Source organism: Saccharothrix coeruleofusca, assembly GCF_017876325.1.
Lineage (GTDB): Bacteria > Actinomycetota > Actinomycetes > Mycobacteriales > Pseudonocardiaceae > Actinosynnema > Actinosynnema coeruleofuscum.
Map to the genome: position 1 here is coordinate 1,747,701 of NZ_JAGINV010000001.1, position 23,186 is coordinate 1,770,886.

Annotated in this window: 27 protein-coding genes; 22 read left to right on the plus strand and 5 right to left on the minus strand. The window is 73.3% G+C overall.

The window, feature by feature from the left end; genetic code table 11:
• Window positions 1-9: 9 nt before the first annotated feature.
• From JOF41_RS08230 to JOF41_RS08310, 17 genes are all read left to right on the plus strand, one after another.
• Window positions 10-732 (plus strand): NADPH-dependent F420 reductase, encoded by a 723-nt coding sequence (locus JOF41_RS08230; RefSeq protein WP_268248884.1) that lies wholly within the window; start codon window positions 10-12, stop codon window positions 730-732.
• A gap of 115 nt (window positions 733-847) precedes the next feature.
• Window positions 848-2,434 carry an MFS transporter gene (locus JOF41_RS08235; RefSeq protein ID WP_189227500.1) on the plus strand — a complete coding sequence of 529 codons (1,587 nt, stop codon included), beginning with the start codon at window positions 848-850 and terminating at the stop codon, window positions 2,432-2,434.
• Between the two features lie 62 nt (window positions 2,435-2,496).
• Complete coding sequence (lexA, locus tag JOF41_RS08240) at window positions 2,497-3,156, plus strand: transcriptional repressor LexA (protein ID WP_189227501.1); 660 nt, start codon at window positions 2,497-2,499, stop codon at window positions 3,154-3,156.
• A gap of 495 nt (window positions 3,157-3,651) precedes the next feature.
• On the plus strand, window positions 3,652-4,467 hold the full coding sequence (locus JOF41_RS08245) for an ABC transporter permease (RefSeq protein ID WP_189227502.1): 816 nt from the start codon (window positions 3,652-3,654) through the stop codon (window positions 4,465-4,467).
• 23 nt (window positions 4,468-4,490) lie between these two features.
• Window positions 4,491-5,510: a taurine ABC transporter substrate-binding protein gene (locus JOF41_RS08250; RefSeq protein ID WP_209617483.1), complete on the plus strand. Its 1,020-nt coding sequence runs from the start codon at window positions 4,491-4,493 to the stop codon at window positions 5,508-5,510.
• Entirely contained in the window at window positions 5,503-6,273 is a 771-nt protein-coding gene (locus JOF41_RS08255) for an ABC transporter ATP-binding protein (RefSeq protein ID WP_209617485.1), read from the plus strand. The genes JOF41_RS08250 and JOF41_RS08255 overlap by 8 nt, the downstream gene beginning before the upstream one ends.
• 17 nt (window positions 6,274-6,290) lie before the next feature.
• Complete coding sequence (locus JOF41_RS08260; protein ID WP_209617488.1) at window positions 6,291-7,130, plus strand: TauD/TfdA dioxygenase family protein; 840 nt, start codon at window positions 6,291-6,293, stop codon at window positions 7,128-7,130.
• A 420-nt stretch (window positions 7,131-7,550) separates the two neighbouring features.
• Window positions 7,551-7,700 (plus strand): hypothetical protein, encoded by a 150-nt coding sequence (locus JOF41_RS08265; RefSeq protein WP_189227506.1) that lies wholly within the window; start codon window positions 7,551-7,553, stop codon window positions 7,698-7,700.
• 11 nt (window positions 7,701-7,711) lie between these two features.
• Window positions 7,712-8,074, plus strand: a complete 363-nt coding sequence (locus tag JOF41_RS08270) for an antibiotic biosynthesis monooxygenase family protein (RefSeq protein WP_229796377.1) — start codon at window positions 7,712-7,714, stop codon at window positions 8,072-8,074.
• Window positions 8,071-8,685, plus strand: coding sequence for a SchA/CurD-like domain-containing protein (locus tag JOF41_RS08275; protein ID WP_209617491.1), 615 nt, complete (start codon window positions 8,071-8,073; stop codon window positions 8,683-8,685). The genes JOF41_RS08270 and JOF41_RS08275 overlap by 4 nt, the downstream gene beginning before the upstream one ends.
• The gene (locus JOF41_RS08280; protein WP_209617494.1) at window positions 8,682-9,071 is read left to right on the plus strand and encodes a cupin domain-containing protein; all 390 of its coding nucleotides are present in this window, start codon (window positions 8,682-8,684) and stop codon (window positions 9,069-9,071) included. The genes JOF41_RS08275 and JOF41_RS08280 overlap by 4 nt, the downstream gene beginning before the upstream one ends.
• Window positions 9,068-10,324 (plus strand): beta-ketoacyl-[acyl-carrier-protein] synthase family protein, encoded by a 1,257-nt coding sequence (locus tag JOF41_RS08285; RefSeq protein ID WP_209617496.1) that lies wholly within the window; start codon window positions 9,068-9,070, stop codon window positions 10,322-10,324. The genes JOF41_RS08280 and JOF41_RS08285 overlap by 4 nt, the downstream gene beginning before the upstream one ends.
• Complete coding sequence (locus JOF41_RS08290) at window positions 10,321-11,535, plus strand: beta-ketoacyl synthase N-terminal-like domain-containing protein (RefSeq protein WP_189227509.1); 1,215 nt, start codon at window positions 10,321-10,323, stop codon at window positions 11,533-11,535. The genes JOF41_RS08285 and JOF41_RS08290 overlap by 4 nt, the downstream gene beginning before the upstream one ends.
• Before the next feature lie 27 nt (window positions 11,536-11,562).
• Window positions 11,563-11,811: an acyl carrier protein gene (locus JOF41_RS08295; RefSeq protein WP_189227510.1), complete on the plus strand. Its 249-nt coding sequence runs from the start codon at window positions 11,563-11,565 to the stop codon at window positions 11,809-11,811.
• Window positions 11,808-12,266, plus strand: a complete 459-nt coding sequence (locus tag JOF41_RS08300) for an SRPBCC family protein (protein ID WP_189227511.1) — start codon at window positions 11,808-11,810, stop codon at window positions 12,264-12,266. Before JOF41_RS08295 ends, JOF41_RS08300 begins: the two co-directional genes overlap by 4 nt.
• On the plus strand, window positions 12,251-12,580 hold the full coding sequence (locus JOF41_RS08305; RefSeq protein ID WP_189227512.1) for a TcmI family type II polyketide cyclase: 330 nt from the start codon (window positions 12,251-12,253) through the stop codon (window positions 12,578-12,580). The genes JOF41_RS08300 and JOF41_RS08305 overlap by 16 nt, the downstream gene beginning before the upstream one ends.
• The gene (locus tag JOF41_RS08310; protein ID WP_189227513.1) at window positions 12,573-14,129 is read left to right on the plus strand and encodes an FAD-dependent monooxygenase; all 1,557 of its coding nucleotides are present in this window, start codon (window positions 12,573-12,575) and stop codon (window positions 14,127-14,129) included. The genes JOF41_RS08305 and JOF41_RS08310 overlap by 8 nt, the downstream gene beginning before the upstream one ends.
• A 157-nt stretch (window positions 14,130-14,286) precedes the next feature.
• On the opposite strand, the gene JOF41_RS08315 is transcribed toward JOF41_RS08310, so the two are convergent.
• The gene (locus JOF41_RS08315) at window positions 14,287-14,658 is read right to left on the minus strand and encodes a winged helix-turn-helix transcriptional regulator (RefSeq protein ID WP_209624081.1); all 372 of its coding nucleotides are present in this window, start codon (window positions 14,656-14,658) and stop codon (window positions 14,287-14,289) included.
• Window positions 14,659-14,764: 106 nt separating this feature from the next.
• Between JOF41_RS08315 and JOF41_RS08320 the strand changes: the two genes are divergently transcribed.
• Entirely contained in the window at window positions 14,765-15,604 is an 840-nt protein-coding gene (locus tag JOF41_RS08320) for an enoyl-CoA hydratase/isomerase family protein (protein ID WP_209617499.1), read from the plus strand.
• 57 nt (window positions 15,605-15,661) lie between these two features.
• Here the strand turns inward: JOF41_RS08320 and JOF41_RS08325 are convergent, their stop codons facing one another.
• Window positions 15,662-15,892 (minus strand): hypothetical protein, encoded by a 231-nt coding sequence (locus JOF41_RS08325; protein WP_189227514.1) that lies wholly within the window; start codon window positions 15,890-15,892, stop codon window positions 15,662-15,664.
• 100 nt (window positions 15,893-15,992) lie between these two features.
• The gene (locus JOF41_RS08330; RefSeq protein WP_307867302.1) at window positions 15,993-17,381 is read right to left on the minus strand and encodes an amidohydrolase family protein; all 1,389 of its coding nucleotides are present in this window, start codon (window positions 17,379-17,381) and stop codon (window positions 15,993-15,995) included.
• A gap of 176 nt (window positions 17,382-17,557) precedes the next feature.
• Here JOF41_RS08330 and JOF41_RS08335 point away from each other — a divergent pair, with 176 nt between their 5' ends.
• Window positions 17,558-18,262: an Atu4866 domain-containing protein gene (locus tag JOF41_RS08335; protein WP_244989540.1), complete on the plus strand. Its 705-nt coding sequence runs from the start codon at window positions 17,558-17,560 to the stop codon at window positions 18,260-18,262.
• On the opposite strand, the gene JOF41_RS08340 is transcribed toward JOF41_RS08335, so the two are convergent.
• Entirely contained in the window at window positions 18,249-19,103 is an 855-nt protein-coding gene (locus JOF41_RS08340) for a helix-turn-helix transcriptional regulator (protein WP_209617502.1), read from the minus strand. The two genes, JOF41_RS08335 and JOF41_RS08340, sit on opposite strands and share 14 nt — an antisense overlap.
• Window positions 19,104-19,294: 191 nt before the next feature.
• On the opposite strand from JOF41_RS08340, the gene JOF41_RS08345 reads away from it, so the two are divergent.
• The 3 genes from JOF41_RS08345 (at window position 19,295) to JOF41_RS08355 (ending at window position 21,602) form a co-directional block, all read left to right on the plus strand.
• Complete coding sequence (locus tag JOF41_RS08345; protein WP_209617505.1) at window positions 19,295-20,128, plus strand: SDR family NAD(P)-dependent oxidoreductase; 834 nt, start codon at window positions 19,295-19,297, stop codon at window positions 20,126-20,128.
• A 183-nt stretch (window positions 20,129-20,311) separates the two neighbouring features.
• On the plus strand, window positions 20,312-21,088 hold the full coding sequence (locus JOF41_RS08350; protein WP_189227519.1) for an SDR family oxidoreductase: 777 nt from the start codon (window positions 20,312-20,314) through the stop codon (window positions 21,086-21,088).
• Between the two features lie 157 nt (window positions 21,089-21,245).
• A complete protein-coding gene (locus JOF41_RS08355; RefSeq protein WP_189227520.1) occupies window positions 21,246-21,602 on the plus strand; it encodes a GatB/YqeY domain-containing protein in 357 nt (118 codons plus the stop codon).
• Between the two features lie 13 nt (window positions 21,603-21,615).
• Here the strand turns inward: JOF41_RS08355 and JOF41_RS08360 are convergent, their stop codons facing one another.
• A complete protein-coding gene (locus JOF41_RS08360; RefSeq protein ID WP_189227521.1) occupies window positions 21,616-23,082 on the minus strand; it encodes a protein adenylyltransferase SelO in 1,467 nt (488 codons plus the stop codon).
• Window positions 23,083-23,186 lie beyond the last annotated feature (104 nt).

Consider the following 23,186-nt stretch of genomic DNA (forward strand, 5'->3'; position numbering starts at 1 on the left):
CCGGTGCCCGTGCACCGCGCAGAGCCCGAGTCCGGGCATTCCGCCGAAGAAGGAGAGAACGCACAGGTGAACACCATCGGATTCATCGGCAGCGGGCGCGTCGGCGGCACCGTGGCCCGCCTCGCCGCAGCGGCGGGCCACCGCGTGGTCGTCAGCAACTCGCGCGACCCGCGGACCCTGGCCGACCTGGTGGCCGAACTCGGCCCGAACGCCCGCGCGGCGACCCCCGCCGAGGCTGCCCGAGCGGGGGACCTGGTGGTGGTCTCCACGCCGCTGCGGGTCTACCGGGACCTCCCGGTGCGGCCGCTGGCGGGCAAGACCGTCATCGACACCTGCAACTACAACCCGCAGCGCGACGGCGCCATCGCCGAACTCGACACCGGCGCCACCACCAGCAGCGAACTCTTGCAACGGCACCTGCCCGCCGCGCACGTGGTCAAGGCGTTGAACAACATCTTCTTCCAGACCCTGCGCGCCCTGCCCCGCCCGGCGGGCGCGCCGGACCGCACCGCGCTGCCGATCGCGGGCGACCACGCGGACGCCAAGAGCGAGGTGGCCGCGTTCCTGGACGGCATCGGCTACGACACCCTGGACGCCGGACCGCTGGCCGAAGGCAGGAGGTGGCAGCCGGGCACCCCGGCCCACCTGGTCTACGCCGGGGAGAGCATCCAGGTCGCGGTGCCCGCCGACCTCGGGAAGGTCCGCGAGGCCCTCACCGCCGCGACCCGCTGAACCACGCCCGCCTCACCCGTCGGAGTGGCCCGGCCGCGGCGGGCGGGCGGTTTGGCCGCTCCCGGTCGAGGTATCTGCTGGTGGTGACCCGGCGACGCGACCGAGGGACCACCCCATGACCGCTGCCACCGCGTGGGCTCCGCTGCGCCGCGCCACCTTCCGCGCGCTGTGGCTGGCCCAGTTCGCCTCCAACATCGGCACCTGGGCGCAGACCGTCGGCGCGCAGTGGTTCATGGGCGACCTCGGCGGCAGCGAACTCCAGGTCGCGCTCGTCCAAGCGGCCACCACCCTGCCGGTGTTCCTGCTGGTCGTGCCCTCGGGCGCGATCGGCGACATCCTGGACCGGCGCCGCGTGCTGCTGTGCGGCCAGGCGCTGATGGTGCTGGGCGCGGCGGGGCTGGTGGTGCTGGCCGCGGGCGACGCGGCCGCGCCCGCCACGCTGCTGGCGTTCATCGCGCTGATGGGCGTGGGGCAGGCGCTGTCGATGCCCTCGTTCCAGGCGATCCAGCCGGAGCTGGTCCCGCGCGCGGAGATCCCGCAGGCGGCGCTGCTCAACGGGGTGAACATGAACGTCGGCCGGGCCATCGGGCCCGCGCTGGGCGGGGTGCTGATCGCGGCGGTCGGGCCGGAGGCGACGTTCGCCTTCAACGCGGTGTCCTTCCTCGGCGTGATGCTGGTGCTGTGGCGGTGGCGGCGGCCGTCCGACCACCGCCCGCTGGGCGCCGAGCACGTGCTCACCGCGGTGCGCACCGGGGCCCGGTACGTGCGCAGCTCGCCGCTGTTCTCACGGGTGCTGGTGCGGTGCGTGCTGTTCGTGGTGTTCGGCAGCGCGATGTGGGCGCTGCTGCCCACCATCGCCCGAGGCCCGCTCGGGCTCGGCGCGGGCGGGTACGGCCTGCTGCTGGGCTGCGTCGGGGCCGGGGCGATCGGCGGGGCGTTCGTGGTGCCCCGGCTGCTGCGCGGGATCGGCAAGAACCTCCTGGTCAGCATCGCGACCTGCGCGTACGCGGCGGCGACGGCGCTGGCCGGGCTCACCGGCTCGGTCGCCGTCGCCATCCCCGCGATGCTCGTCGCCGGTGCGGCCTGGATCGCCGTGCTGTCCACGCTCAACGCCACCGCGCAGGTGCTGCTGCCCGCCTGGACGCGCGCCCGCGCCCTGGCCTACTACCAGTTGATGTTCATGGGCGGCCAGGCGTTCGGCGCGGTGGTGTGGGGCGCGGCGGCCACCCTGCTGGGCGTGCGCACGGCGGTGGTGCTCCCAGCGGTGGGGATGGTGTTGGTGCTGCTCGTCGCGGCGCGCTGGCTGCCGCTGACCGACCGGGAGCTGGACACCTCGCCCGCCAGCCTGTGGGACGCGCCGCCGGAGATCCCCGACGCCGACACCGGACCGGTGCTGGTGACCGTGCGGTGGCGGGTCGCCCCGGAGCGGGTCGCGGAGTTCACCGAGGCGATGCGCAAGGTGGGCCGGTCCCGCAGGCGCACCGGCGCGACGCTGTGGGGCCTGTTCCGCGATTCCGAGGACCCCGAGGTGTTCCTGGAGACCTTCACCGTCGCGACGTGGAACGAGCACCTGCGCCAGCACCTGGAGCGCGGCACGGCGGTCGAGGTCGCCGTGGAGCGCGCCGCACGGGACCTGGCCGCCGAGCCGCCGCGGGTCCGCCACCTGCTCTGGGCCCAGTCCGACGTGGCCCGGCCGCCCTGACCGGAGCCCTTCGGGGCGCGAGGCGCGGCGCAGGCCGGTCGGCGGCATCTATCATCCCGCGAATGACCGCCTACGACGATCTCGACCCGTTCGACCACCTGGACGCCTCGGCCCTGCCGCCGCGCCAGCGGCAGATCCTGGTGGCGATCCGGGACTGGGTGGTCCGGCACGGGTACTCGCCGAGCACCCGGCAGATCGGCGACGCGGTCGGCCTGCGCTCGTCGTCCTCGGTGTCCAGGCACCTGGCGAGCCTGGAGGAGAAGGGCTTCCTGCGGCGCGGCGGCGCGGCCACCCGCCCGATGGACGTGCGGGCGTTCCTGGGGCAGGCCCCGGCGCGGGAGCAGGCCGACTCGGTGCCCGTGCCGGTCGTCGGCCACATCGCCGCGGGCGCCCCCATCGCGGCGGAGGAGCACGTCGACGACGTGCTGACGCTGCCCCGCGGGCTCACCGGGCGCGGCACGGTCTTCGGGTTGCGGGTGCGCGGCGACTCGATGGTCGACGCCGCGATCTGCGACGGGGACATCGTCGTGGTCAAGCAGCAGCACGAGGCGCACTCGGGGCAGATCGTCGCCGCGATGATCGACGACGAGGCCACGGTGAAGGTCTACCGCAGGCGCGGCGGGCACGTGCTGCTGGAGCCGCGCAACCCGGCCTACCCGGTCATCGACGGCGATCAGGCGGTGCTGCTGGGCGTTGTGGTGTCGGTGCTGCGCAGCGTCTGAACCTCCTCACCCCCGCACGGGGTGCGCGGTCGAGCAGCAGGCGCAGCGCAGGTTCGAAGTCGGCGCTCGTCGGTGCCGGGCGACCGGGGAAACCAGGAAATCCGATAGCTCGGTGCACGGATTTGATTGCGGTCCGAGGGAATCCGCCCAACGGCGCGACCGGGCGGTGTGGCGCGCGGCCGCCAATCACGCCGCGCTTCCAGCGGTTCCGCCAAGTCGGTGAGGCGATAGGCCGTGCATCCCGGCGGGACCTGGGCTTTCGTCGCCGCCCGACACGTCAAGGCGGTCGGACCGATTCCGCTATCACGTCGACCGCCGCCCGCACTATCCGTTCCCGCTTTCTGGGAGCGCGTCGGCGCGGCGATGCCACGACTCCTCCTGCCGCGCAAGACCTTTCGGCAGCGGTGTCCACTGAGCGGGAAACCCGATCAACCCGTGCGCACTTCTGTACATTCCCGCTCAGCCGGTTTTTCCCGCTGCGGCACGGAGTTCTCCATGGCACTCAAGGAATCGGGGAGCGCCGCGCTGTCCGCCACGCACTCGGTCCTGGTGCGCGTGGCGGCGGTGCTCGCGCTGATCGCGATCTGGCAACTGCTGGTCCTCGCGCGGTTGTGGCCGCCCGCCGTGCTACCCGGTCCAGGGCAGGTGTGGGACCAGCTGCTGGCCGCGTCCGACAGCGGCAACGGCCAAGGCGGGTACGCGGGGTCCACGGTGCTCGAGCGGCTCGGCGTGAGCCTGCGCCGGGTCGGCTACGGCACCGCCTACGGCGTGCTGGTCGGCGTCGGCCTGGGGCTGGTGATGGGCCTGGTGCCGGTGGTCCGCGCGGTGGTCGAGCCGTTCGTGACCTTCCTGCGCGCGCTGCCGCCGCTGGCCTACCTGAGCCTGCTGGTCATCTGGTTCGGCATCGACGAGGAGCCCAAGGTCTACCTGTTGCTGGTGGCGGCGTTCCCGCCGGTCGCGGTGGCCACCGCGACCGCCGTGACCGGGGTGAACCGCCAGTACCTGGAGGCCGCGCACGCGCTGGGGGCGAACCGGCTCGGCGTGATCACCACCGTCGTGCTGCCCGCCTCCGCCCCCGAGATCCTCACCGGCATCCGGCTGGCCGTGGGCATCGCCTACAGCTCGGTGGTGGCCGCCGAGACCGTCAACGGCGCGGACGGCATCGGGGGCATGGTCCTCAACGCCCAGCGCTACAACCAGACCGCGGTCGTCCTGCTCGGCCTCGTCGTCATCGGCGTGACCGGGCTGCTCATCGACACCGCCCTCCTCGCGCTGCAACGCGCCGTCTCGCCGTGGCGCGGGCGGGCGTGAGCGCCCACACCGGGAGCACAACCATGTCCGTCAGCCGCAGATCGCTCCTGTCCCTGCTCGCCGCCGCGCCGGTGCTGACCGCGTGCGGGGTCGGCGGCTCGTCCTCGTCCGGCTCCGGCGCGCGTCGGCAGGTCCGCGTGGCCTACCAGAACTTCGCCGACAGCACGCTGCTGGTGAAGGACCAGGGCGTGCTGGAGAAGGCGCTGCCCGACCACGAGGTCACCTGGACCTCCTTCGACTCCGGCGCGAGCATCAACACCGCCTTCCTCGGTGGCGCGGTCGACCTGGCGGTCATCGGCAGCAGCCCGGCCGCGACCGGGCTGTGCCCGCCGCTGAGCATCCCCTACCGGATCATCGAGCTGCTCAACGTGATCGGCGACAGCGAAGCGCTGGTGGTGCGCAGGGCAAGCGGTGTCACCGACATCAAGGGGTTGGCGGGTCGCAAGGTCGCCGCGCCGTTCAGCTCCACCGCGCACTACAGCCTGCTGGCCGCCTTCGAGCAGGCGGGCGTGGACCCGGCCTCGGTGACGCTGGTGGACCTGGAGCCGCAGAACATCCAGGCGGCCTGGCAGCGCGGGGACATCGACGGCGCGTACGTGTGGACGCCGGTGCTCGGTGAGCTCCAGCGGGACGGCGTGACGCTCACCGACAGCGCCAGGCTGGCCGCCGCGGGCAAACCGACGCTGACGTTCACCGTCGCCCGCGCGGACTTCGCCGAGCACAACGGCGAGGTGGTGGACAAGTGGCTGGCCGCCACCGACGACGCGATCAAGAAGATCAAGACGGACCCGCGGGTGGTCGCCGAGGCCGTGGGGCGGCAGATCGGCGCGGGCGTGGACGACGCGCTGTCCCAGCTCAGGCAGAACATCTACCTCGACCACGCCGAGCAGCTCAGCCCGGAGTACTTCGGCACCCCGGAGGCGCCGGGGAAGCTGGCCGAGCGGCTGCGCGCCACGGCGGAATTCCTGCACGGGCAGAAGAAGGTCGAGTCGGTGCCCGACCTGGCGGCGTTCCGCGCGGCACTGCGAGCCCCCCGTGGGTGAGCCGCTGGTCGAGCTGACCGGCGTGGCGCACAGCTACCGCGCCAATCGCGTGGACGTGCCCGCCCTCGGGCCGCTGGACCTGCGGGTCGAGCCCGGCGAGTTCCTGGTCGTGGTCGGCCCCTCCGGCTCGGGCAAGAGCACGCTGCTGAGACTGGTCAGCGGGTTCGAGCGACCCACGGCCGGTGCGGTCGAGGTGCTGGGCGGGCCACCCGTGCCGGGCCGCGACGTCGGCACGGTCTTCCAGCAGCCCCGGCTGTTCCCGTGGCAGAGCGTGGCGGGCAACATCACCACCGCGCTGCGCTGGGCGGGCGTGCCGGGCGCGGACCGTCCACAGCGGACCCGCGAGCTGCTCGCCCAGGTCGGCTTGGTCGAACTGGGACGCCGCCGCACGTGGGAGATCTCCGGCGGGCAGCAGCAGCGGGTGGCGATCGCGCGGGCGCTGGCGGCCCGGCCCCGGCTGCTGCTGATGGACGAGCCGTTCGCCGCGCTGGACGCGCTGACCCGTGAACGGCTGCAGGAGGACGTCCGCTCGCTGACCGACGACGGCGAGCGGGCGGTGGTGTTCGTGACGCACAGCGTGGACGAGGCCGTGTTCCTGGCCAGCCGCGTCGTCGTGCTGTCCGACCGGCCCGGTCGGGTGGCGCTGGACCTGCCCGTTCCGCTACCGCGCTCCGGTGTGCCCGCCGACGAGCTGCGCGGCTCGGCCGAGTTCGCCGCGCTGCGCGGTGAGGTCGCGGGCGCCGTGCGCGCGGTCGCGGCCTGACTCCGCGAGGAGAGACCATGACGCACTTCGAACCCCTCACCCCGACCCTGGGCGCGCGGGTCACCGGCCTTGACCTCAACGACGTGACCTCCGCCGAGGTCGCCGCGCCGCTGCGGACCGCCCTGGTGGAGCACAAGGTGCTGGTGTTCCCCGGCCAGTCGCTGACCCCGGCGGCGCACCGCGGGTTCGCCGCCGCGCTGGGCGAGCCGACCGCCGCGCACCCCGTGGTGCCCGGCCTGGACGCCGAACACCCGGAGATCTACGTGCTGGACGCGGGCGACGGCGGCAAAGCCCCCGTGTGGCACACCGACGTCACCTTCATGGCCCGGCCCCCGCTGGGCTCGGTGCTGCGCGCGGTGACCCTGCCGCCCACAGGGGGTGACACGTGCTGGACGGACCTGGAGGCGGCCTACCTGTCGCTGTCCGAGCCGGTGCGCGGGCTGGCGGACAAGCTGACCGCGCTGCACGACGGGCGCAAGGACTTCGAGGAGTACCTGCACGAGCGGCTGGGTGGCGAGGGCAACACCTGGGAAGGGCGGCGCGTGCGCTCGCTGGAGCCCGTCACGCACCCCGTGGTGCGGGTGCACCCCGAGTCGGGGCGGCGCAGCCTGTTCGTCAACCCCGGCTTCACCACGCGGCTGCTGGGTCTGACGGAGGTGGAGAGCCGGGCGCTGCTGGACGTCTTCTTCGCCGCCGTGGGCAGGCCGGAGTTCACCGTGCGGCACCGGTGGAGCGAGGGCGACGTGGTGGTGTGGGACAACCGGAGCACCGCGCACTACGCCGTGGACGATTACGGCGACCAGCGGCGGGTGATGCACCGGATCACCCTGAGGGGTGACGTTCCGGTCGGCGTGTGACCAGTGGGGCCGACCGCCGCGGTGCCGCGTCCGCCCGGCACCGCGGCGATGTAGGCTGACCGGTGCTCCAATCCGGTGGATGCGGCGCGGCGGGAACCGTCGCGATCATCACCGCCGCTTTCTTCCTCGCCATGGGCGTGTACGCGCTCGTCTCGCCGCGGGACCCCTGCTCGCCGCCGCTTGAGCCGGTGGCGCGGTCCTTCCCGGACTCCCTCCGGAACAGGGTGACTACCAAGGAAAGCTGACACTCCTCTGTGGAGTGATGGCTTGATCGCCTGCCGGAAAAAATGACGAAGAGTGATCCGTAGTACGCGCGTGCGGGTGGTCCGCGACTCGTCACGGTTGTCCAGCAGTCAAATCGGCGTGCCGTCGTAGAAGGTGGGAACCCGACGCGAGATTTTCTGGCAGAAGGGAACACCGATGACGAGCACCCCCCATGCCGCCACCGCGCTCCAGTCGTGTGGGACGGCCGAGGCGGACCGGGCCGGGAGCGCGCCCCCGCCGCGCGGCGCGGACGTGCCCCCACGGGGCGCCCGAGAGGCCCGCCGCACCGTCGTCGTGCCCGAGTAGCGGGCCGCGCGATGGCACCGACGACAGGGTGGGACGAGGACGGTGTGGACCACCTCAGGGTGGTCTTCCGGCTGCGCGTGACGCACGGTGCCGGTGAGCGCCTGCTGGAGGCCTACCAGCGCATCCGCCACGCCGTGGCCGAAGTGGACGGCTACCTGGGCGACCAGCTGTGCCAGTCCCTGCACGACCCGGACGAGTGGGTCATCACCAGCGAGTGGCGCAGCTTCGGGCACTTCGCCGCGTGGGAGGCGACGCCGGGGCACCGGGAGCTGGCCGCGCCGCTGCTGGCGTGCACGGAGGACCGGGAGTCGCGGCGCTACCTGGTCCGTGCGACGACGACCGCGCCGCGGCGGGAAGTGGGAGGCAGATTGTGAACCGCTACGCGTTGACCTTCGCCGTGCGGCCGGGAGCCGAGGGCGAGGTGGCCGCGCTGCTGGCGGGCTACGCCAGGCCCCGGCCGGGCGGACCGGGCGGACCGGGCGGCGGACCCCCGATGCTGGCGCGGACCTCGGTGTTCATGGCCGGGACGACCGTGGTGCGGGTGGTCGACATCACCTGCTCGCCCGCCGAGGCGGTGCGCTACCTGGCCCAGCAGCCGCAGATCCGGGCCGTCGAGGACGCGCTGCGGCCGTTCCTGGTGGAGGACCGCGACCTGTCCGACGAGGACGGCAGGCGCCGGTTCCTGGCCACCGCGGTGATGCGGGTGGCCGGGCGCGGCGGCGCGGCCGAGCACGGCGCGCCCCGCCAGGCCGCCCTGTACCAGGCGCTGCCCGGCATGGGGGGCGAGGTCGCCCGCCTGCTGACCGCAGCCCCGGTCGCCCAGGGCGGGGTGACGGTGTTCCGCAAGCGGGACCTGGTGGTGCACATGGCGGAGGGCGCCGACGCCGCGCCGCCGGTGCCGCTGGCGGGTGTGGTGACGCCGCTGGTGCTGCTGGCGCGCCCGATGGATCTGGTGACCGACCGAGTGGTGGAGGCGGTGTCGTGACCGGGCAGTTGCACCGGGCGGTGAGCCCGGCGGACGTGCCGCCCAACGTGCGGCGTGGCGGGGACATCAGGGTCCTGCTCAGCCCCGCCACGGTGGGGGCGAGTAGCGGGTTCATGGGCGTGGTGACGCTCGGGCCGGGGGAGCGGGTCACCGAGCACTACCACCCCTACTCGGAGGAGTCCCTGTACGTGGTGGAGGGCCAGGTCGAGATCGACCTCGACGACGTGCCGCACCCGCTGCGCGCCGACCAGGCGCTGCTGGTCCCGATCGGGGTGCGGCACCGGGTCCGCAACGCCTCCGACGGACCCGCCAAGCTGGTGTTCCACCTCAGCCCGCTCGCCCCCCGGCCGGAGCTGGGGCACGTGGACACGGAGTCCGCGTCGTGACGCGCCGGGTGGTGGTGACCGGCGTCGGGGTGGTGGCACCGGGGGGAAACGGCACCAAGGAGTTCTGGGAGCTGCTGACCTCCGGTCGCACCGCCACCCGGCGCACTTCGCTGTTCGACCCGACGGGCTTCCGCTCGCGGGTCGCCGCCGAGTGCGACTTCGACCCCGGCCAGGCGGGGCTGACCCCGGTCGAGATCGCCAGGATGGACCGGTACGTCCAGTTCGGCGCCGTCGCCGCGGACGAGGCGTGGGCACAGGCCGAGCTGGCCCCCGCCGACCCGTGGCGGGTGGCCGTGTCGATGGGGTCGGCGGTCGGCGGCACCACGCTGCTGGAGCGCGACTACGCGGTCACCTCCGACCGGGGCGCGCGGTGGGTGGTCGACGCGGCCCTGGCCTCGCCGTTCCTGCACCACGCGCTCTCGCCCGCGCACCTGGCCGCCGAGGTCGCCGACCGGGTCGGCGCGCGGGGACCGGTGCGCACCGTCTCCACCGGCTGCACCGCGGGCATCGACGCGGTCGGCCACGGCGCGCGGCTGATCGAGCGGGACCGGGCGGACGTGGTGGTGGCGGGCGCCGCCGAGTCGCCGGTCTCGCCGATCGCGGTGTCCTGCTTCGACGCCATCCGCGCCACCACCGCCAGCAACGACGACCCCGAGCGCGCGGCCCGCCCGTTCGACCGGAACCGGGACGGGTTCGTGCTCGGCGAAGGGGCCGCGGTGCTGGTGCTGGAGGAGTACGAGCACGCGCGCCGCCGCGGCGCGGTGATGCTGGCCGAGATCGCGGGCTACGCCTCCCGCAGCAACGCCTTCCACATGACCGGCCTGCGGCCGGACGGGGTGGAGATGGCCGAGGCGGTGCGCCGGGCGCTGGAGCAGGCCCGGCTGGACCCGACCGGTGTCGACTACGTCAACGCGCACGGCTCGGGCACCCGGCAGAACGACCGGCACGAGACCGCGGCGTTCAAACTGGCGCTGGGCCAGCACGCCTACGCCACCCCGGTCAGCTCCATCAAGGCCGCGGTGGGCCACTCGCTGGGCGCGATCGGCTCGATCGAGGTGGCCGCGTGCGCGCAGGCGCTGGTGCACGGGGTGGTGCCGCCCACGGTGAACCTGGAGACCCCCGACCCGGAGTGCGACCTGGACTACGTGCCGCACACCGCGCGGGAACGCGAGCTGCGCGCCGTGCTGTCGGTGGGCAGCGGGTTCGGTGGCTTCCAGTCCGCTGTGGTGCTCACCCGCCCGGAGCGGTCGTGAGCACCGCCGTCGTTACCGGGGTCGGCGTGATCGCCCCCAGCGGCATCGGCGCGGACTTCTGGCCTGCCGTGCGCGACGGCCGCCGGGCGCTGGGACGGCTGGGCCGCTACCAGCCCAACCCGTACCCGGTGGTGGTGGCGGGCGAGGTGACCGGCTTCGAACCGGAGGGCCGGGTGGACCCGAGGATCGCGGTGCAGACCGACCGGTTCACGCACTTCGCGCTGGCGGCGACCGACCTGGCGCTGCACGACGCCGCGCTCGACCCGGCCGCGGTGCCCGACTACCGGTTCGGGGTGGTGACCGCGAGCTACTCGGGCGGGGTGGAGTTCGGGCAGCGGGAGATCCAGGCCCTGTGGCGCAGCGGCCCCGAGCACGTCGGCCCCTACCAGTCCATCGCCTGGTTCTACGCGGCCAGCAGCGGGCAGCTGTCCATCAAGCACGGGCTGCGCGGCCCGTCGACCGTGCTGGTGGCCGACGAGGCGGGCGGGCTGGACGTGTTCGCCACCGCGCGCGACGAGCTGGCGCGCGGCGCGCGGGCGATGCTCGCGGGCGGCGCCGAGGCGCCCTTCTGCCCCTACTCGATGTGCGGGCAGCTGGGCATCGGGCTGCTCAGCGCGGGGGAGGACCCGGACACCGCCTACCTGCCCTACACCGCCGAGGCGGCCGGGTTCGCCCCCGGCGAGGGCGGCGCGGTGCTCGTGGTGGAGGACGCCGACGCCGCGGCGGCGCGCGGCGCTCCCGCCAGGGCGGTCGTCGCCGGGCACGGCGCGACCTTCACCGGGATCGGCCGGTTCCCCGACTCAGCCGAGGGCCTGGCCCGCGCCGCCCGCCAGGCGCTGGCCGACGCGGGGTGCCGCCCGGAGGAAGTGGACGTGGTGTTCCTCGACGCGATCGCCGACCCGCGCGCCGACCAGGCCGAGGCGCAGGCGCTGCGGTCGCTGTTCGGCGACCGGGCCGTGCCGGTGACCGCGCCCAAGACCGGTTACGGCCGCTGCTACGCGGGCGCCGCCCCGCTGGACGTGGCCACCGCCGTGCTGGCCATCGAGCACGGCGCCGTGCCGCCCACACCCGGCGTGACCGGGTGCCGCTTCGACCTGGACCTGGTCACCGGTGCCGCGCGCCCGCTCGACGTGCGCACCGCCCTGGTGCTGGCCCGCGGCCTGCACGGCAGCAACTCGGCGCTGGTCCTGCGGCGCCCCGAGACGAGCTGAAAACCAACGACCCGAGGAGGACCCGAAGTGGGCACCACCCCATCCCCGGCCGAGCTGGCCGGGCTGATCAGCCGCTGCACCGGCGTCGCCGTGACCGACCGCCAACTCGCCGATCCGACCACGACCTTCTCCGACCTCGGCATCGACTCGCTGGGGCTGATGGGTGTGCTGGCCGAGCTCAAGCGCAGCCACGGCGTGCACCGGGACGTGGAGATGAACACCGAGCACACCCCCCGCGAGCTGCTGGCCGTGCTCGGGCAGGAGGTGGCGCGATGAGCGGGCACACCGAGAACGAGGTGGTGATCGACGCGCCGATGGACGTGGTGTGGGAGCGCACCAACGACATCGAGCGCTGGCCGGAGCTGTTCAGCGAGTACGCCTCGGTGGAGGTGCTGGAGCGCGAGGGCGACCGCGTGCTGTTCCGGCTGACCATGCACCCCGACGAGCAGGGCCGGGTGTGGAGCTGGGTGTCCGAGCGCGTGACCGACCGGGCGAACCGGACCGTCACCGCGCGGCGGGTGGAGACCGGGCCGTTCCAGCGGATGGACATCCGGTGGACCTACGAGGAGGTCGACGGCGGGGTGCTGATGCGCTGGGTGCAGGACTTCGCGATGAAGCCCGACGCCCCGGTGGACGACGCGGGCATGACCCGGCACATCAACGAGAACAGCCGCGTGCAGATGGCGCTGATCAAGCGGAAGGTGGAGGAGTTCGCGTGCACCGCACCCTGATCGTCGCGCGCATGGCGCCGGGCAGCGCGGACGACATCGCCCGCGTGTTCGCCGAGTCGGACCAGAACACCGACCTGCCTCGGGTGATCGGCGTGCGCTCGCGCAGCCTGTTCCAGTTCGGCGACCTGTACCTGCACGCGATCGAGGGCGACCGCCCGCTGCCGGAGGCGGTGGCCGAGCACCGCGACCACCCGGAGTTCCGGCGGATCAGCCGCAACCTGGAGCCGTTCGTCTCGGCCTACGACCCCGAGACGTGGCGCGGCCCGAAGGACGCCATGTCGCACGAGTTCTACCGGTGGGAGCGCCGTGGCTGAACTCGCGCACACCCCGGTGCTGATCGCGGGCGGCGGTGTGACCGGCCTGTCCGCGGCGTTGTTCCTGTCCTGGTTCGGCGTGCCGTCGTCGTTGGTGGAGCGGCACGCCGAGCCGCAGGCGCAGCCAAAGGCTCGGTCGGTCAACGCGCGCACGATGGAGCTGTACCGGGCGATCGGGCTGGAGGAGGTCATCCGGTCGGTCCGCTCGCCCATCGCCGAGCACACCGTGATCGCCCACGCCGAGACGCTGGCGGGCCCCGAGCTCAAGCGGCTGCCCGACCGGGTGCTCGGGGACGACCCGCGGCTGAGCCCGTGCGCGCCCGCGCTGATCGACCAGAACCAGCTGGAGCCGCTGCTGCGCGAGCACGCCGCGGCCACCGCCGCCGACGTGCGGTTCCACACCGAGGTGGTCGGCGTGGTGCCGCGGGCGTCGGACGTGCTGGTGACGCTGCTCGACCGCGCCACGGGACGGCGGTGGCAGGTGTGCGCGGACCACTTGGTGGTGGCCGACGGCGCGCACAGCTCGATCCGCCGGATGCTGGGCATCGGCAGCGGGGGAGCGGGCGTGCTGGCGCGCAAGCTGAACGTGTTCTTCGACGCCGACCTGCGCGAGCACCTCGGCGGCCGCAAGATCGTCGCCCTCACCGTCCACAACCCGGCCGTGCACGGGTTCTTCACGCCGGTGGACGGGGTGAAGCGGTGGCGGTTCGCGATCTCGCTGGAGCCCGACCAGCGGGCCGCCGACTTCACCGAGGGCCGCTGCGTCAAGCTGCTGCGCGCCGCGATCGGCGTCGAGGACCTGCCGGTCGTGGTCGACCAGGTGTGGGACTCGGTCTGGGAGGTCGCGGGCCGGGTCACCGACCGGATGCGGGTGGGCCGGGTGTACGTGGCGGGCGACGCCGCGCACACCCTGCCGCCGGTGGGCAGCTTCGGCATAGCCAGCGGTGTGCAGGACGTGTTCAACCTGGCCTGGAAGATCGACCTGCACCACCGCGGCCTGGCGGGCGACGGCCTGCTCGCCAGCTACGAGTCCGAGCGGCTGCCGGTGGCGCGGGAGACCACGGCGCTGACCACCGAGCGCTACCGGCTGCTCAACGGGGCGCCCGGCGATCCGCGCACGGGCGCGGAGAAGCAGAGCAGGCTGGTGTTCGGCTACAACTACCGCTCCGGCGCCTTCCGCCGCGACGACGCGGTCGCGGACGGGGTGGAGGACCCGCACCACCCGGCGATCGCACCGGGGACGCGGGCGGCCTACGCCCCGCTGGCCGACGGACGGTCCACAGTGGACTTGCTGGGCGGCTGGGCACTGCTGACCGGGCAGGCGGACGCGGCGTGGCAGCGCGCCGCGGCGGGCGCGGACATCCCGGTCACCGCCCACCGCCTGGCCGAACCGGAGGCGTACCGCGTCCCCGAGGGCGGGGCGGTGCTCGTCCGGCCGGACGGGTTCGTCGCCTGGCGGGCGACGGCCGCCGAGGCGGACGGCCTGGGCGAGGTGCTCGACCAGGTCTTGTTCCGGCGGCCGGGGTCCGCACCGCCCGTCGTGACCTGACCGCGGTTCCCGGTTCGCGACCACGACGGCACCGCGCGGCCCACCGGCCCGCGGTGCCGTCGCACGTGCCGAGGCGCTCGGCTGCTCACCGGAGCGCGTCCGCGAGTGCTGCCCTGGAAGAGTGTGGCCCTGGAACAGGGCTGCCGTGGAACCGTGATCATGACGCGCGGGTGCTCCGCTCCTCGGGCGAACGGCGCTCGTCGTAGTGGGACCGGGCGGTTTCCACCACGTCGAGGTGATCGACGACCCACCTCAACATCGCCTGCAGCGGTTCCTCGAGCGTCCGGCCCAGGCGCGTGATGCGGTACTCGACCGCCAGCGGGTCGGTGGACAGGACCAGCCGTTCGACCAGGCCGTTGCGCTCGAGCCTGCGCAGGCACGTGGTCAGCGACTTGGGCGTGACGGCGGGCAGGTGCTCGCGCAGTTCGTGGAAGCGCCGAGGGCGAGCGCACAGGGCCTCCAGCACCAGCAGCGACCACTTGTCGAAGAGCTGGTCGAGCAGTCGACGGCCCTCGTCGTCGAAGAGCATTCCGGTCACGCGGGGTTCCTCGCTCGATACCTGGTTTCGTTGAAGTATATCCCGACTACTCGGTATACCGGAGATACTTCAGCTCCGACCAGTGAAAGCGGCATCCATGACCGGTGAGTACTCGGCCATCAAGATCTCCTGCGGCGGTGGTGTGGCGCGGGTCGTCATCGACCACCCCCCGCTCAACCTGCTGGACGCCACCCTCATGCTCGACCTGGACCGGTTCACCGCCTCGGTGTCCGGTGACGGCGACGTCCGGGTGATCGTCTTCGACAGCGCGGACCCGGACTTCTTCATCGCGCACGGCGACATGGGGTTCGTCGAGGACCCCGCGGCGTTCTCGGCGCTGCCGATCGCCCCGGAGGTGGACCAGTCCCTGAACCCGATGATGCGGCTGCACGAGCGCATCAGGTCGCTACCGCAGGTGACCATCGCCAAGGTGCGCGGGCTGGCCCGAGGTGGGGGCGCGGAGCTGCTGTCCGCGATGGACATGCGGTTCGCCTCCCTGGAGCGCGCCGGTCTGGCGCAGCCGGAGACCGCCGGGGCGATCATCCCCGGCGCGGGAGGCACCGCCTACCTGCCCGCCCTGGTGGGCCGGGCCCGCGCCCTGGAGATCATCCTCGGCGGGCGGCTGGTCGACGCGGCGACCGCGGAGCGGTACGGGTGGGTGAACCGGGCCGTGCCGGACGCCGACCTCGACCACGTCGTGGACACCCTCGCCGCCCGGATCGCCGCTCTGCGGCCCGGTGTCGCCCGCGCCGCGGTCGACGCGGTCGACGCCGCGCTGGAATCGACCGCTCACGGCCTGGCCAGGAGCAACGAGCTGCTCGGCGAGCTCTTCGCCGAGCCCGTCGCGGCCCGCCTGACCAGGGCCGTGCTGGCCGCCGGTGCGCAGACCCGCGAAGGGGAGCTCCACCTGGAGACCGTCTTCGACAACGTCCAGTAGCGCCCTCCCCGCGAACCGAGCGTTCACGCACCACGAACCGAGCGTTCGGGGCGCCGGTCAGTCCGCCGGGCCGCGCAGGGTGAGCACCACGCGCAGCACGTGCTCGACCGCGGTGGGGAAGACCGCGCCGCGCAGCTCACCGCGGGCGCTGAGGTTGTGGGAGGCGAATTCCAGCATCCGCTCCTCGCCGCCCCGCCGGACGACCAGCGCGGCGATCTCCTCCAGGTCGAGGCCGGGATTGTCCAGGCGGGTCAGGGCGAACTCGACGACGAGCTCCTCATCCGTCATGTCCTCTCCTCCCGACTCGACCGAGCGTAGTTCAAGCTCCACCGGCGCAGTGAGATAACTCGAAGTGCTCTATAGCTTCAGTGTTGACCAAAAACAATCCTCAGCGGGCGCTCGCGACCCGTGCCGCGGCCAGGACGTGATCGCGAGAGGCGGTGACCTCGTCGCGCAACGCCGCCAGGTCGACGTCCAGCAGCTCACCGGCCCACTTGCGGACCCGGCCGCCGACCAGGACGGTGTCGACGTTGCGGGCGTCCGCTCCCAGCACGATGGTGCCGATCGGGTCGTTGAGGGGCATGGTGTTGATCGCCTCGGCGGTGATCAGCAGCAGGTCGGCCTGCTTGCCGGGGGCCAGCGAGCCGGTGGTGCGCTCCAGGCCGTTGGTGCGGGCGCCCTGGAGGGTGGCGAAGTCCAGCACGTCGGCGACGCCGATGCGGGAGGGGGTGCGGTCGGTGCCGTAGGCGCCCTCCACGGCGCGCATCCGCTGGATGGCCAGCAGTGCCCGCATCTGGGTGAACATGTCGCTGGACAACGCCACCTCCACGTCGATGCTCAGCCCCGGCCGGACACTGGCGGCCAGCGCCTCGTCCACGGCGGGCACGGCGGTCTCCAGGCCGATCTGCGCGTCCGAGGTGGGGGCCAGGGCGATGGTGGTGCCGGTGTCGCCGATGGCCCGCCACGCCTCGGCGGTCAGGCCGGTGGCGTGGATCAGGGTGACGTGCGGGCCGAGCAGGTCCTGGCGTGCCCATTCCAGGATCGCGCGGGAGGAGGACCGGCCGAACACGGCGTCCACGCTGACCCCGATGCCCAGCTCCTGGGCCTGCCGGGCCAGTCGCGGGCCGAACGCCAGGTCGGGACCGGCGACCTCGTCGGTGGCCAGGCAGGCCAGGCGGAAGGTCAGCAGGTCGTCGGTGTGCTGCGCGCACAGCCGGGCCAGGTCGGCGGGCCACTGCTGGTCCCACGTGCCGAAGTGCGGGGCCATGGCGGCGTGCACACCGCGGATGCCGGTGTCCCGCAGGGCTTGGACGGCGGCGTCGGAGTGCGCGGCGGTGCGGGAGTTGTGGGAGAAGTCGAGCATGGTGGTGATGCCCGAGTCGAGTGCGGTCAGCGCGGCCAGCTTCGTGCCGGTGTGGATGTCCTCGGGTCGGTAGGCGGGCGCGTATCCCATGAGGGTCTCGGTGACGTAGCTGCCCAGGTCGTCGACGTCGGGCATGATCCGGCGCAGCTGGGCTTCCCAGGCGTGGCGGTGGGTGTCGACGAAACCGGGGGCGGCGATCAGGCCGGTGGCGTCGACGACGACGGCGTCCCCGGCGGGCAGCGCGCGCCCGACCGCGGCGATGGTCGAGCCCTCCACCAGGAGGTCGGCCTCGGTGAGGGTGCCCAGTGCGGGGTCGGCGGTCACGACGGTGGCGTTGCGGAACAGCACGCGCCCACGGGGGTCGTCGGTGGCGCGGCGCAGCAGGTGCAGGGTGTGCTCGCGGGAGGCGGTCACGGTGATCTCCGTTCTCGGCGGTGTTCGTCTGCTCCCACCCTCCGGTGCCCGCGGTGGGGTGACCAGGCCGCTGTCTTCCTGGACGTGTCACGTCCAGGGTCAGCGCTGCCTGGTTACCGCCGCGGGTCCGACGCAGGATTGACCCGTCGGATTTCCAACAGGACTGGAGTGCAGTCATGACCACCACCGAGCTGACCACCACCGATCGCGACGCAGGCGTCCTCGCCGTGCTGACCGCGAACTCCACCAGGCCGCTGCTGCTCACCGGGGGAGCGGTGATCACGATGGACCCGTTGCTGGGCGACTGGGAGCGGGCCGACGTGCTCATCGGCGGTGATCGGGTCGTCGGTGTCGGACCGGGGTTGCTCACCGCCGCCGAGGACGACGGCATGATCGTCGTCGACTGCGCGGGTGGTGTGGTGCTCCCCGCAGCCGTCGACTTCGCGGGTGGCGGGGGCACGCTCACGCCGGGTGTCCGCGCCGACGTGGCCGTGGTGCGCCTCGCCGACCCGGAGGGCACGCCGGTGGGCGCGGCGCCCCGGCGGGGCGGTCATCTCGACGTCCTGGTGCGCGCCGGGCGGGTCGAGGTGTGGCGGGGGCGCCGTCTGGACGGCGTCGAGTCCGTCCAGGCGCCCGAACCGGTCGTCGCCGAGCACCCCTACGCCGGGCTCTGGGTGGACGAGGACGACTTCGTCCGCCAGGAACTGCGTCCGGACGGCCGCTACGACGAGGCTCGGGGGGACCGGGCCAGCGCCTACCAGGGGCGCTACTGGGTCACCGGCGATCGCGTGGACTACTTGGACGACCTGGGTTTCTGGGCGTTCGGCGAGTTCGACGGCGATGTGCTGCACCACGCCGGGTACCGCTTCACCCGCCGCTGACCACGCGCGCTTGCCCGATGGCGGTGTCGTGGGCGGCGTGCGGCGAGCCCAGCAGCGCCAGCGCCCTGGCGTCCGCGCTGCCCGGTTCGGCGTGGTAGACCACCAGCTGCTGGCCGGGCGCGCTGCGGACCTCGAAGGTCTGGTAGGTCAGGGCCAGCGGTCCGACTTCGGGGTGCACGAGCTGCTTGTCGCCTTCGCTGGTCTTGGCGCGCACGACGTGGGAGTCCCACAGTTCGGCGAACTTCGGGCTCACCTGGCGCAGTTCCGCCACCAGCGCGCGCAGCCGCGGCGAACCGGGGTCGTGCCCGGAGCCCTCCCGCAGGTGTCCGACGACCCTCTCGGCGGCCTGTTCCCAGTGCGCGTAGAACTCCCGCCCCACGGGATCTGCGAACACCATGCGCGCCAGGTTGTCCTTGCGGGTGAAGGGGGAGAAGAGGGTGTCGGCCAGCGTGTTGGACGCGAGCAGGTCCAGGGTGCGGTTGAGCACGAACGCGGGCGTGGTCGGGTAGCCGTCCAGCAGTCGCCGCAGCGCCGGGTCCACCACGTCGGAGTCGGGGGTGGGCGGGTGCGCCGGGACCACGCCCGCCAGTCGGTGCAGGTGGTCGCGGGCCTCGGCGTCCAGGCGCAGCGCGGTGCACAGGGCGTCGAGCACCTGCGGTGACGGGTGGCGCTCGCGCCCCTGCTCCAGGCGGGCGTAGTAGTCGGCGTTGACGCCCGCGAGCACGGCGACCTCCTCGCGGCGCAGCCCGGCCACCCGGCGGTGGCCCGCCACCGGCAGCCCGACGTCGGCCGGGTCGGTCTGCGCGCGTCGGGCGCGCAGGAAATCGCCTACTTCACTCATGAACCCAGCTTAGGACTCGACCGGTAATCGCGCAGCATTCCCGCTGACGTGGTTTGAAAGGCGGTCAGGCGGTCTATATCAACTCTTCGAAGGACATGGCCTGTGCGAGGCCATTGGAGAGCCCGACCGCTGGTTCAGCTTAGTCGGTGGGATGTCACGACCCACTGTGAATCCAGAAAGGACTGTCCATAGTGTCTGTTTGGTTCATCACCGGTGCCTCCAGGGGACTGGGCGCGGAGATCGCTCGCGCGGCGCTCGCGGCGGGCGACCGGGTCGCGGTCGCGGTGCGCGACCCCCGGCGGCTGCCGGAGGACCTGAAGGACTCCGACCGGGTGCTCGCGGTGGCGCTGGACGTGACCAGCACCGCCGACATCCCCGCGGCCGTGGATGCCGTCGTGGCGCGCTTCGGCGGGATCGACGTGCTGGTCAACAACGCGGGCCGGGGTCTGCTCGGCGCGGTGGAGGAGATCACCGACGCCGAGGCCAGGTCGCTGTTCGACCTCAACGTGTTCGGGCTGATCAACGTCACCCGCGCGGTGCTGCCGGTGATGCGCGCCGCCGGGGGCGGCAAGCTGGTGCACATCGGTTCGCGGTCCGGTTTCGAGGGTGAGCCCGGCGTCGGCCTCTACAGCGCCTCGAAGTTCGCCGTGGCGGGCATCAGCGAGGCGCTGTCGGCCGAGCTGGCGCCGTTCGGCATCCAGAGCGTGGTCGTGGAGCCCGGTGTGTTCCGCACCGACTTCCTCGACGCGTCGTCGTTGTCGTTGGCGGAGAACCGGATCGCCGCCTACGACGGCACTCCCGCGCACGCCACCCTGGACTGGGTGGACGAGGCCAACCACGCGCAGCTGGGCGATCCGGTCAAGGGCGCCGCGCTGATCCACGAGGTGGTCTCCCAGGACAAGCTGCCCAGCCACCTGGTGCTGGGTCGCGACGCCGTCGAGCGCCTGGAGGTCAAGATCGACCTGCTGCGCGACGATTTGGCCGCGTGGCGCGAGAAGTCGGTGGCCACCGCGCACGCCGACTAGCGGGCGTGTTCGCGTACCGCGAAGTGAGCTCTCGGGACGTCGGGTAGTAGCTGTCGGCCTTTGCGGGGACGTCGGGTGGTACTTGCCGACGCGGTCGTGGGGGTGGGTGCCGCCCGGCGCGGGACTGACGCAGAACTGACGTGGGACTGACGCGGGACTGATGACGAACGGGAGGAAATCGCTATGTCGAAGGTTATCGGCGCGACCCCGCTGACCGGGCGCGTCGCCGTGGTCACCGGTGCCTCCAGCGGCATCGGCGAGGCCACCGCCGAGCGCTTGGCCGAGCTGGGTGCTTCGGTGGCCCTGTTGGCGCGGCGCAAGGACAACCTGGCCGAGCTGGCCGACCGGATCACCGCGGCGGGCGGCACCGCGCTGGCCCTGCCGGTCGACGTCACCGACCGCCAGGCCGTCGCCGACGCCGCGCGGGAGGTCCGCGACCGGTTGGGCCGGGCGGACCTGGTGTTCAACAACGCGGGTGTGCAGCTCATCTCGCCCATCGAGGACCTGCGGGTCGACGACTGGCAGCGCCAGATCGACCTCAACGTCACCGGCGTCATGAACGTCATCGCCGCGTTCGTGCCGCACCTGGTGGAAGCCGCCGAGGCGGGCGGTCCGGCGGATCTGGTCAACACCTCCTCCATCGCGGCCACCCGCGTGCTGGAGAAGTTCTCGGTCTACTCCGGCACCAAGGCCTACATCAGCCACCTGACCCGCCTGCTGCGGGTGGAGCTGGGCCGCAAGATGGTGCGCGTGAGCTCGATCGAGCCGGGCATGGTCGACACCGAGCTGCCCGACCACGTCACCGATCCCGACGCCAGCGAGCTGATGGCGGGCCTGCTGCGCGAGATCGAGTGCCTGAGCTCGGCCGACGTGGCCGAGACCGTCGCCTTCGTGGCCTCGGTGCCCCGGCACGTCAACCTCACCGAGATCACCGTCCTGCCCACCGCCCAGGCCGTCTGACCGGGTCGGCAGGCCGCCCGCGAGGACACCGACGCCCGCGCCCCGCTCGGGGCGCGGGCGTCGAAATGCGCGCGCGGTCCGGGGGCGAGGCTGGTTACGATCGGCGACCGCATCACCGCGGTTCCCGCGTGACACCTTCGACCGGATTGGACGACCTATGCGCGCCAGCCTGCGCGACGACCTGAAAGCGGCGCTGAAGACCCGCGACCGCGTGGCCATCTCCGCGTTGCGCTCCGCGTTGGCGGCGATCGAGAACGCCGAGGCCGTCCCCGTCGACCAGCCCCCGGTCGCCGCTGCCGGGAGCGAGCACGTCGCGGGCGCGGCGGCCGGTCTGGGCGCGGCGGAGGCCGAACGCCGCCACCTCACCGACGCCGACCTGCGGTCGATCGTCGAGCGGGAGGTGGGGGAGCGCTCGGCCGCCGCGCTGGAGTACCAGCGGTTGGGGCGCGACGACGAGGCCGCGCGGCTGCGCGCGGAGGCCGAGGTGCTGAACCGGTACCTGGACCCCGCCTGACGCGGAGTGGCCCTCAGGTCCCGCAGAAGGTCCGGTAGGCGGCGGCGAAGTCCCGCGGGGCGGGCTCGGCGTAGCGCTCCAGGCCGGGTCGTTCGTCGTAGGGAGCGCTCACCGCGTCCAGCAGCCGTTCGAACGGTGCCAGGTCGCCCTCGGTCGCCGCGGTCAGCGCTTCCTCGACGAGGTGGTTGCGCGGGATGTAGACGGGGTTGACCCGGTCCATCGCCTCGGCGTCGGGGCGCAGCGCCCGCCAGCGGGCGATCCAGTCGTCGATCGCCGCCAGGTCCAGGAACAGCTCGCGCGCGGGTTCGGCGTCGCCGCGGGCGGCCGCGCCGAGCCTGCGGTGGAACGAGGTGTGGTCGACGTGGCCCGTCCGCAGCAGGGTGATCAGCTGGTCGACCAGCGGGGAGACCACCGCGTCGGGCAGGTCGGCGGACAGGCCGAGCTTGGCCCGCATCCCGGCCGACCAGGCGCGGTCGTACCGCTGGCGGAACGCGCCGAGCGCCGCGACCGCCAGCGCGATCGCCTCCTCCTGGTCGTCGTGGAACAGCGGGAGCAGGGCTTCGGCCAGCCGCGCGAGGTTCCACTGGGCCACCGGCGGCTGGTTGCCGTAGGCGTAGCGCCCGCCGTGGTCGATGGAGCTGTAGACGGTGGTGGGGTCGAACGCCTCCAGGAACGCGCACGGCCCGTAGTCGATGGTCTCGCCCGAGATCGTCATGTTGTCGGTGTTCATGACGCCGTGGATGAAGCCCACGAGCATCCACCGCGCGACCAGCGACGCCTGGGCGGCCACCACGGCTTCGAACAGCGCCAGGTAGGGGCGCTCGGCCTGGGCCGCGGCGGGGTGGTGGCGGGCGATCGCGTGGTCGGCGAGGCGGCGCAGCAGGTCCGTGTCGTCGGTGGCCCTGGCGTACTGGAAGCTGCCGACGCGCAGGTGGCTGCTCGCCACCCGCGCCAGCACGGCTCCGGGCAGCAGGTCCTCGCGCCGCACCGGGCGTCCGGTGGCGACCACGGCCAGTGAGCGGGTCGTGGGGATGCCCATGGCGTGCATCGCCTCGCTGACCAGGTGTTCGCGCAGCATGGGGCCGACCGCCGCGAGCCCGTCGCCGCCGCGCGAGAACGGCGTGCGCCCGGAGCCTTTGAGGTGCAGGTCGCGCGGGCGGCCGTCGGCGTGGACCAGCTCACCGAGCAGCAGGGCGCGGCCGTCGCCCAGGCGCGGGGAGTAGTGCCCGAACTGGTGTCCGGCGTAGGCCTGCGCCACCGGGGTGGCGTCCTGCGGGACGTCGGTGCCCAGCAGCAGGCCCAGCCCCTCGGGGCCGCGCAGCCAGTCGGGGTCGAGGCCGAGCTCGGCGGCCAGCGGCTCGTTGAGCACCAGCAGTCGCGGTCGGGGGGCGGGCTCCGCCCGCCAGGGCAGGGACATCTCCGGGAGCGCGCGGGCGAAGTGGCCGCTGAGGGCGGGGGTGGACGGCGCTGCGGTGCTCACCCCACCAAAGGTACGTGGCGCACCCCGACAACCCAGCGGGTGTGACCCCCACCGCGTCGGCAAGTACTACCCGACGCGCCCGCGCGGGCCGGTGACTACTACCC

Excerpts from the sequence above, each read along its gene's own strand:
- JOF41_RS08235 (WP_189227500.1), top strand. The coding sequence starts at position 848 with ATGACCGCTGCCACCGCGTGGGCTCCGCTGCGCCGCGCCACCTTCCGC.
- lexA (WP_189227501.1), top strand. The coding sequence starts at position 2,497 with ATGACCGCCTACGACGATCTCGACCCGTTCGACCACCTGGACGCCTCG.
- JOF41_RS08245 (WP_189227502.1), top strand. The coding sequence starts at position 3,652 with ATGGCACTCAAGGAATCGGGGAGCGCCGCGCTGTCCGCCACGCACTCG.
- JOF41_RS08250 (WP_209617483.1), top strand. The coding sequence starts at position 4,491 with ATGTCCGTCAGCCGCAGATCGCTCCTGTCCCTGCTCGCCGCCGCGCCG.
- JOF41_RS08260 (WP_209617488.1), top strand. The coding sequence starts at position 6,291 with ATGACGCACTTCGAACCCCTCACCCCGACCCTGGGCGCGCGGGTCACC.
- JOF41_RS08265 (WP_189227506.1), top strand. The coding sequence starts at position 7,551 with ATGACGAGCACCCCCCATGCCGCCACCGCGCTCCAGTCGTGTGGGACG.
- JOF41_RS08270 (WP_229796377.1), top strand. The coding sequence starts at position 7,712 with ATGGCACCGACGACAGGGTGGGACGAGGACGGTGTGGACCACCTCAGG.
- JOF41_RS08300 (WP_189227511.1), top strand. The coding sequence starts at position 11,808 with ATGAGCGGGCACACCGAGAACGAGGTGGTGATCGACGCGCCGATGGAC.
- JOF41_RS08315 (WP_209624081.1), bottom strand. The coding sequence starts at position 14,658 with ATGCTCTTCGACGACGAGGGCCGTCGACTGCTCGACCAGCTCTTCGAC.
- JOF41_RS08320 (WP_209617499.1), top strand. The coding sequence starts at position 14,765 with ATGACCGGTGAGTACTCGGCCATCAAGATCTCCTGCGGCGGTGGTGTG.
- JOF41_RS08325 (WP_189227514.1), bottom strand. The coding sequence starts at position 15,892 with ATGACGGATGAGGAGCTCGTCGTCGAGTTCGCCCTGACCCGCCTGGAC.
- JOF41_RS08335 (WP_244989540.1), top strand. The coding sequence starts at position 17,558 with ATGACCACCACCGAGCTGACCACCACCGATCGCGACGCAGGCGTCCTC.
- JOF41_RS08340 (WP_209617502.1), bottom strand. The coding sequence starts at position 19,103 with ATGAGTGAAGTAGGCGATTTCCTGCGCGCCCGACGCGCGCAGACCGAC.
- JOF41_RS08350 (WP_189227519.1), top strand. The coding sequence starts at position 20,312 with ATGTCGAAGGTTATCGGCGCGACCCCGCTGACCGGGCGCGTCGCCGTG.
- JOF41_RS08355 (WP_189227520.1), top strand. The coding sequence starts at position 21,246 with ATGCGCGCCAGCCTGCGCGACGACCTGAAAGCGGCGCTGAAGACCCGC.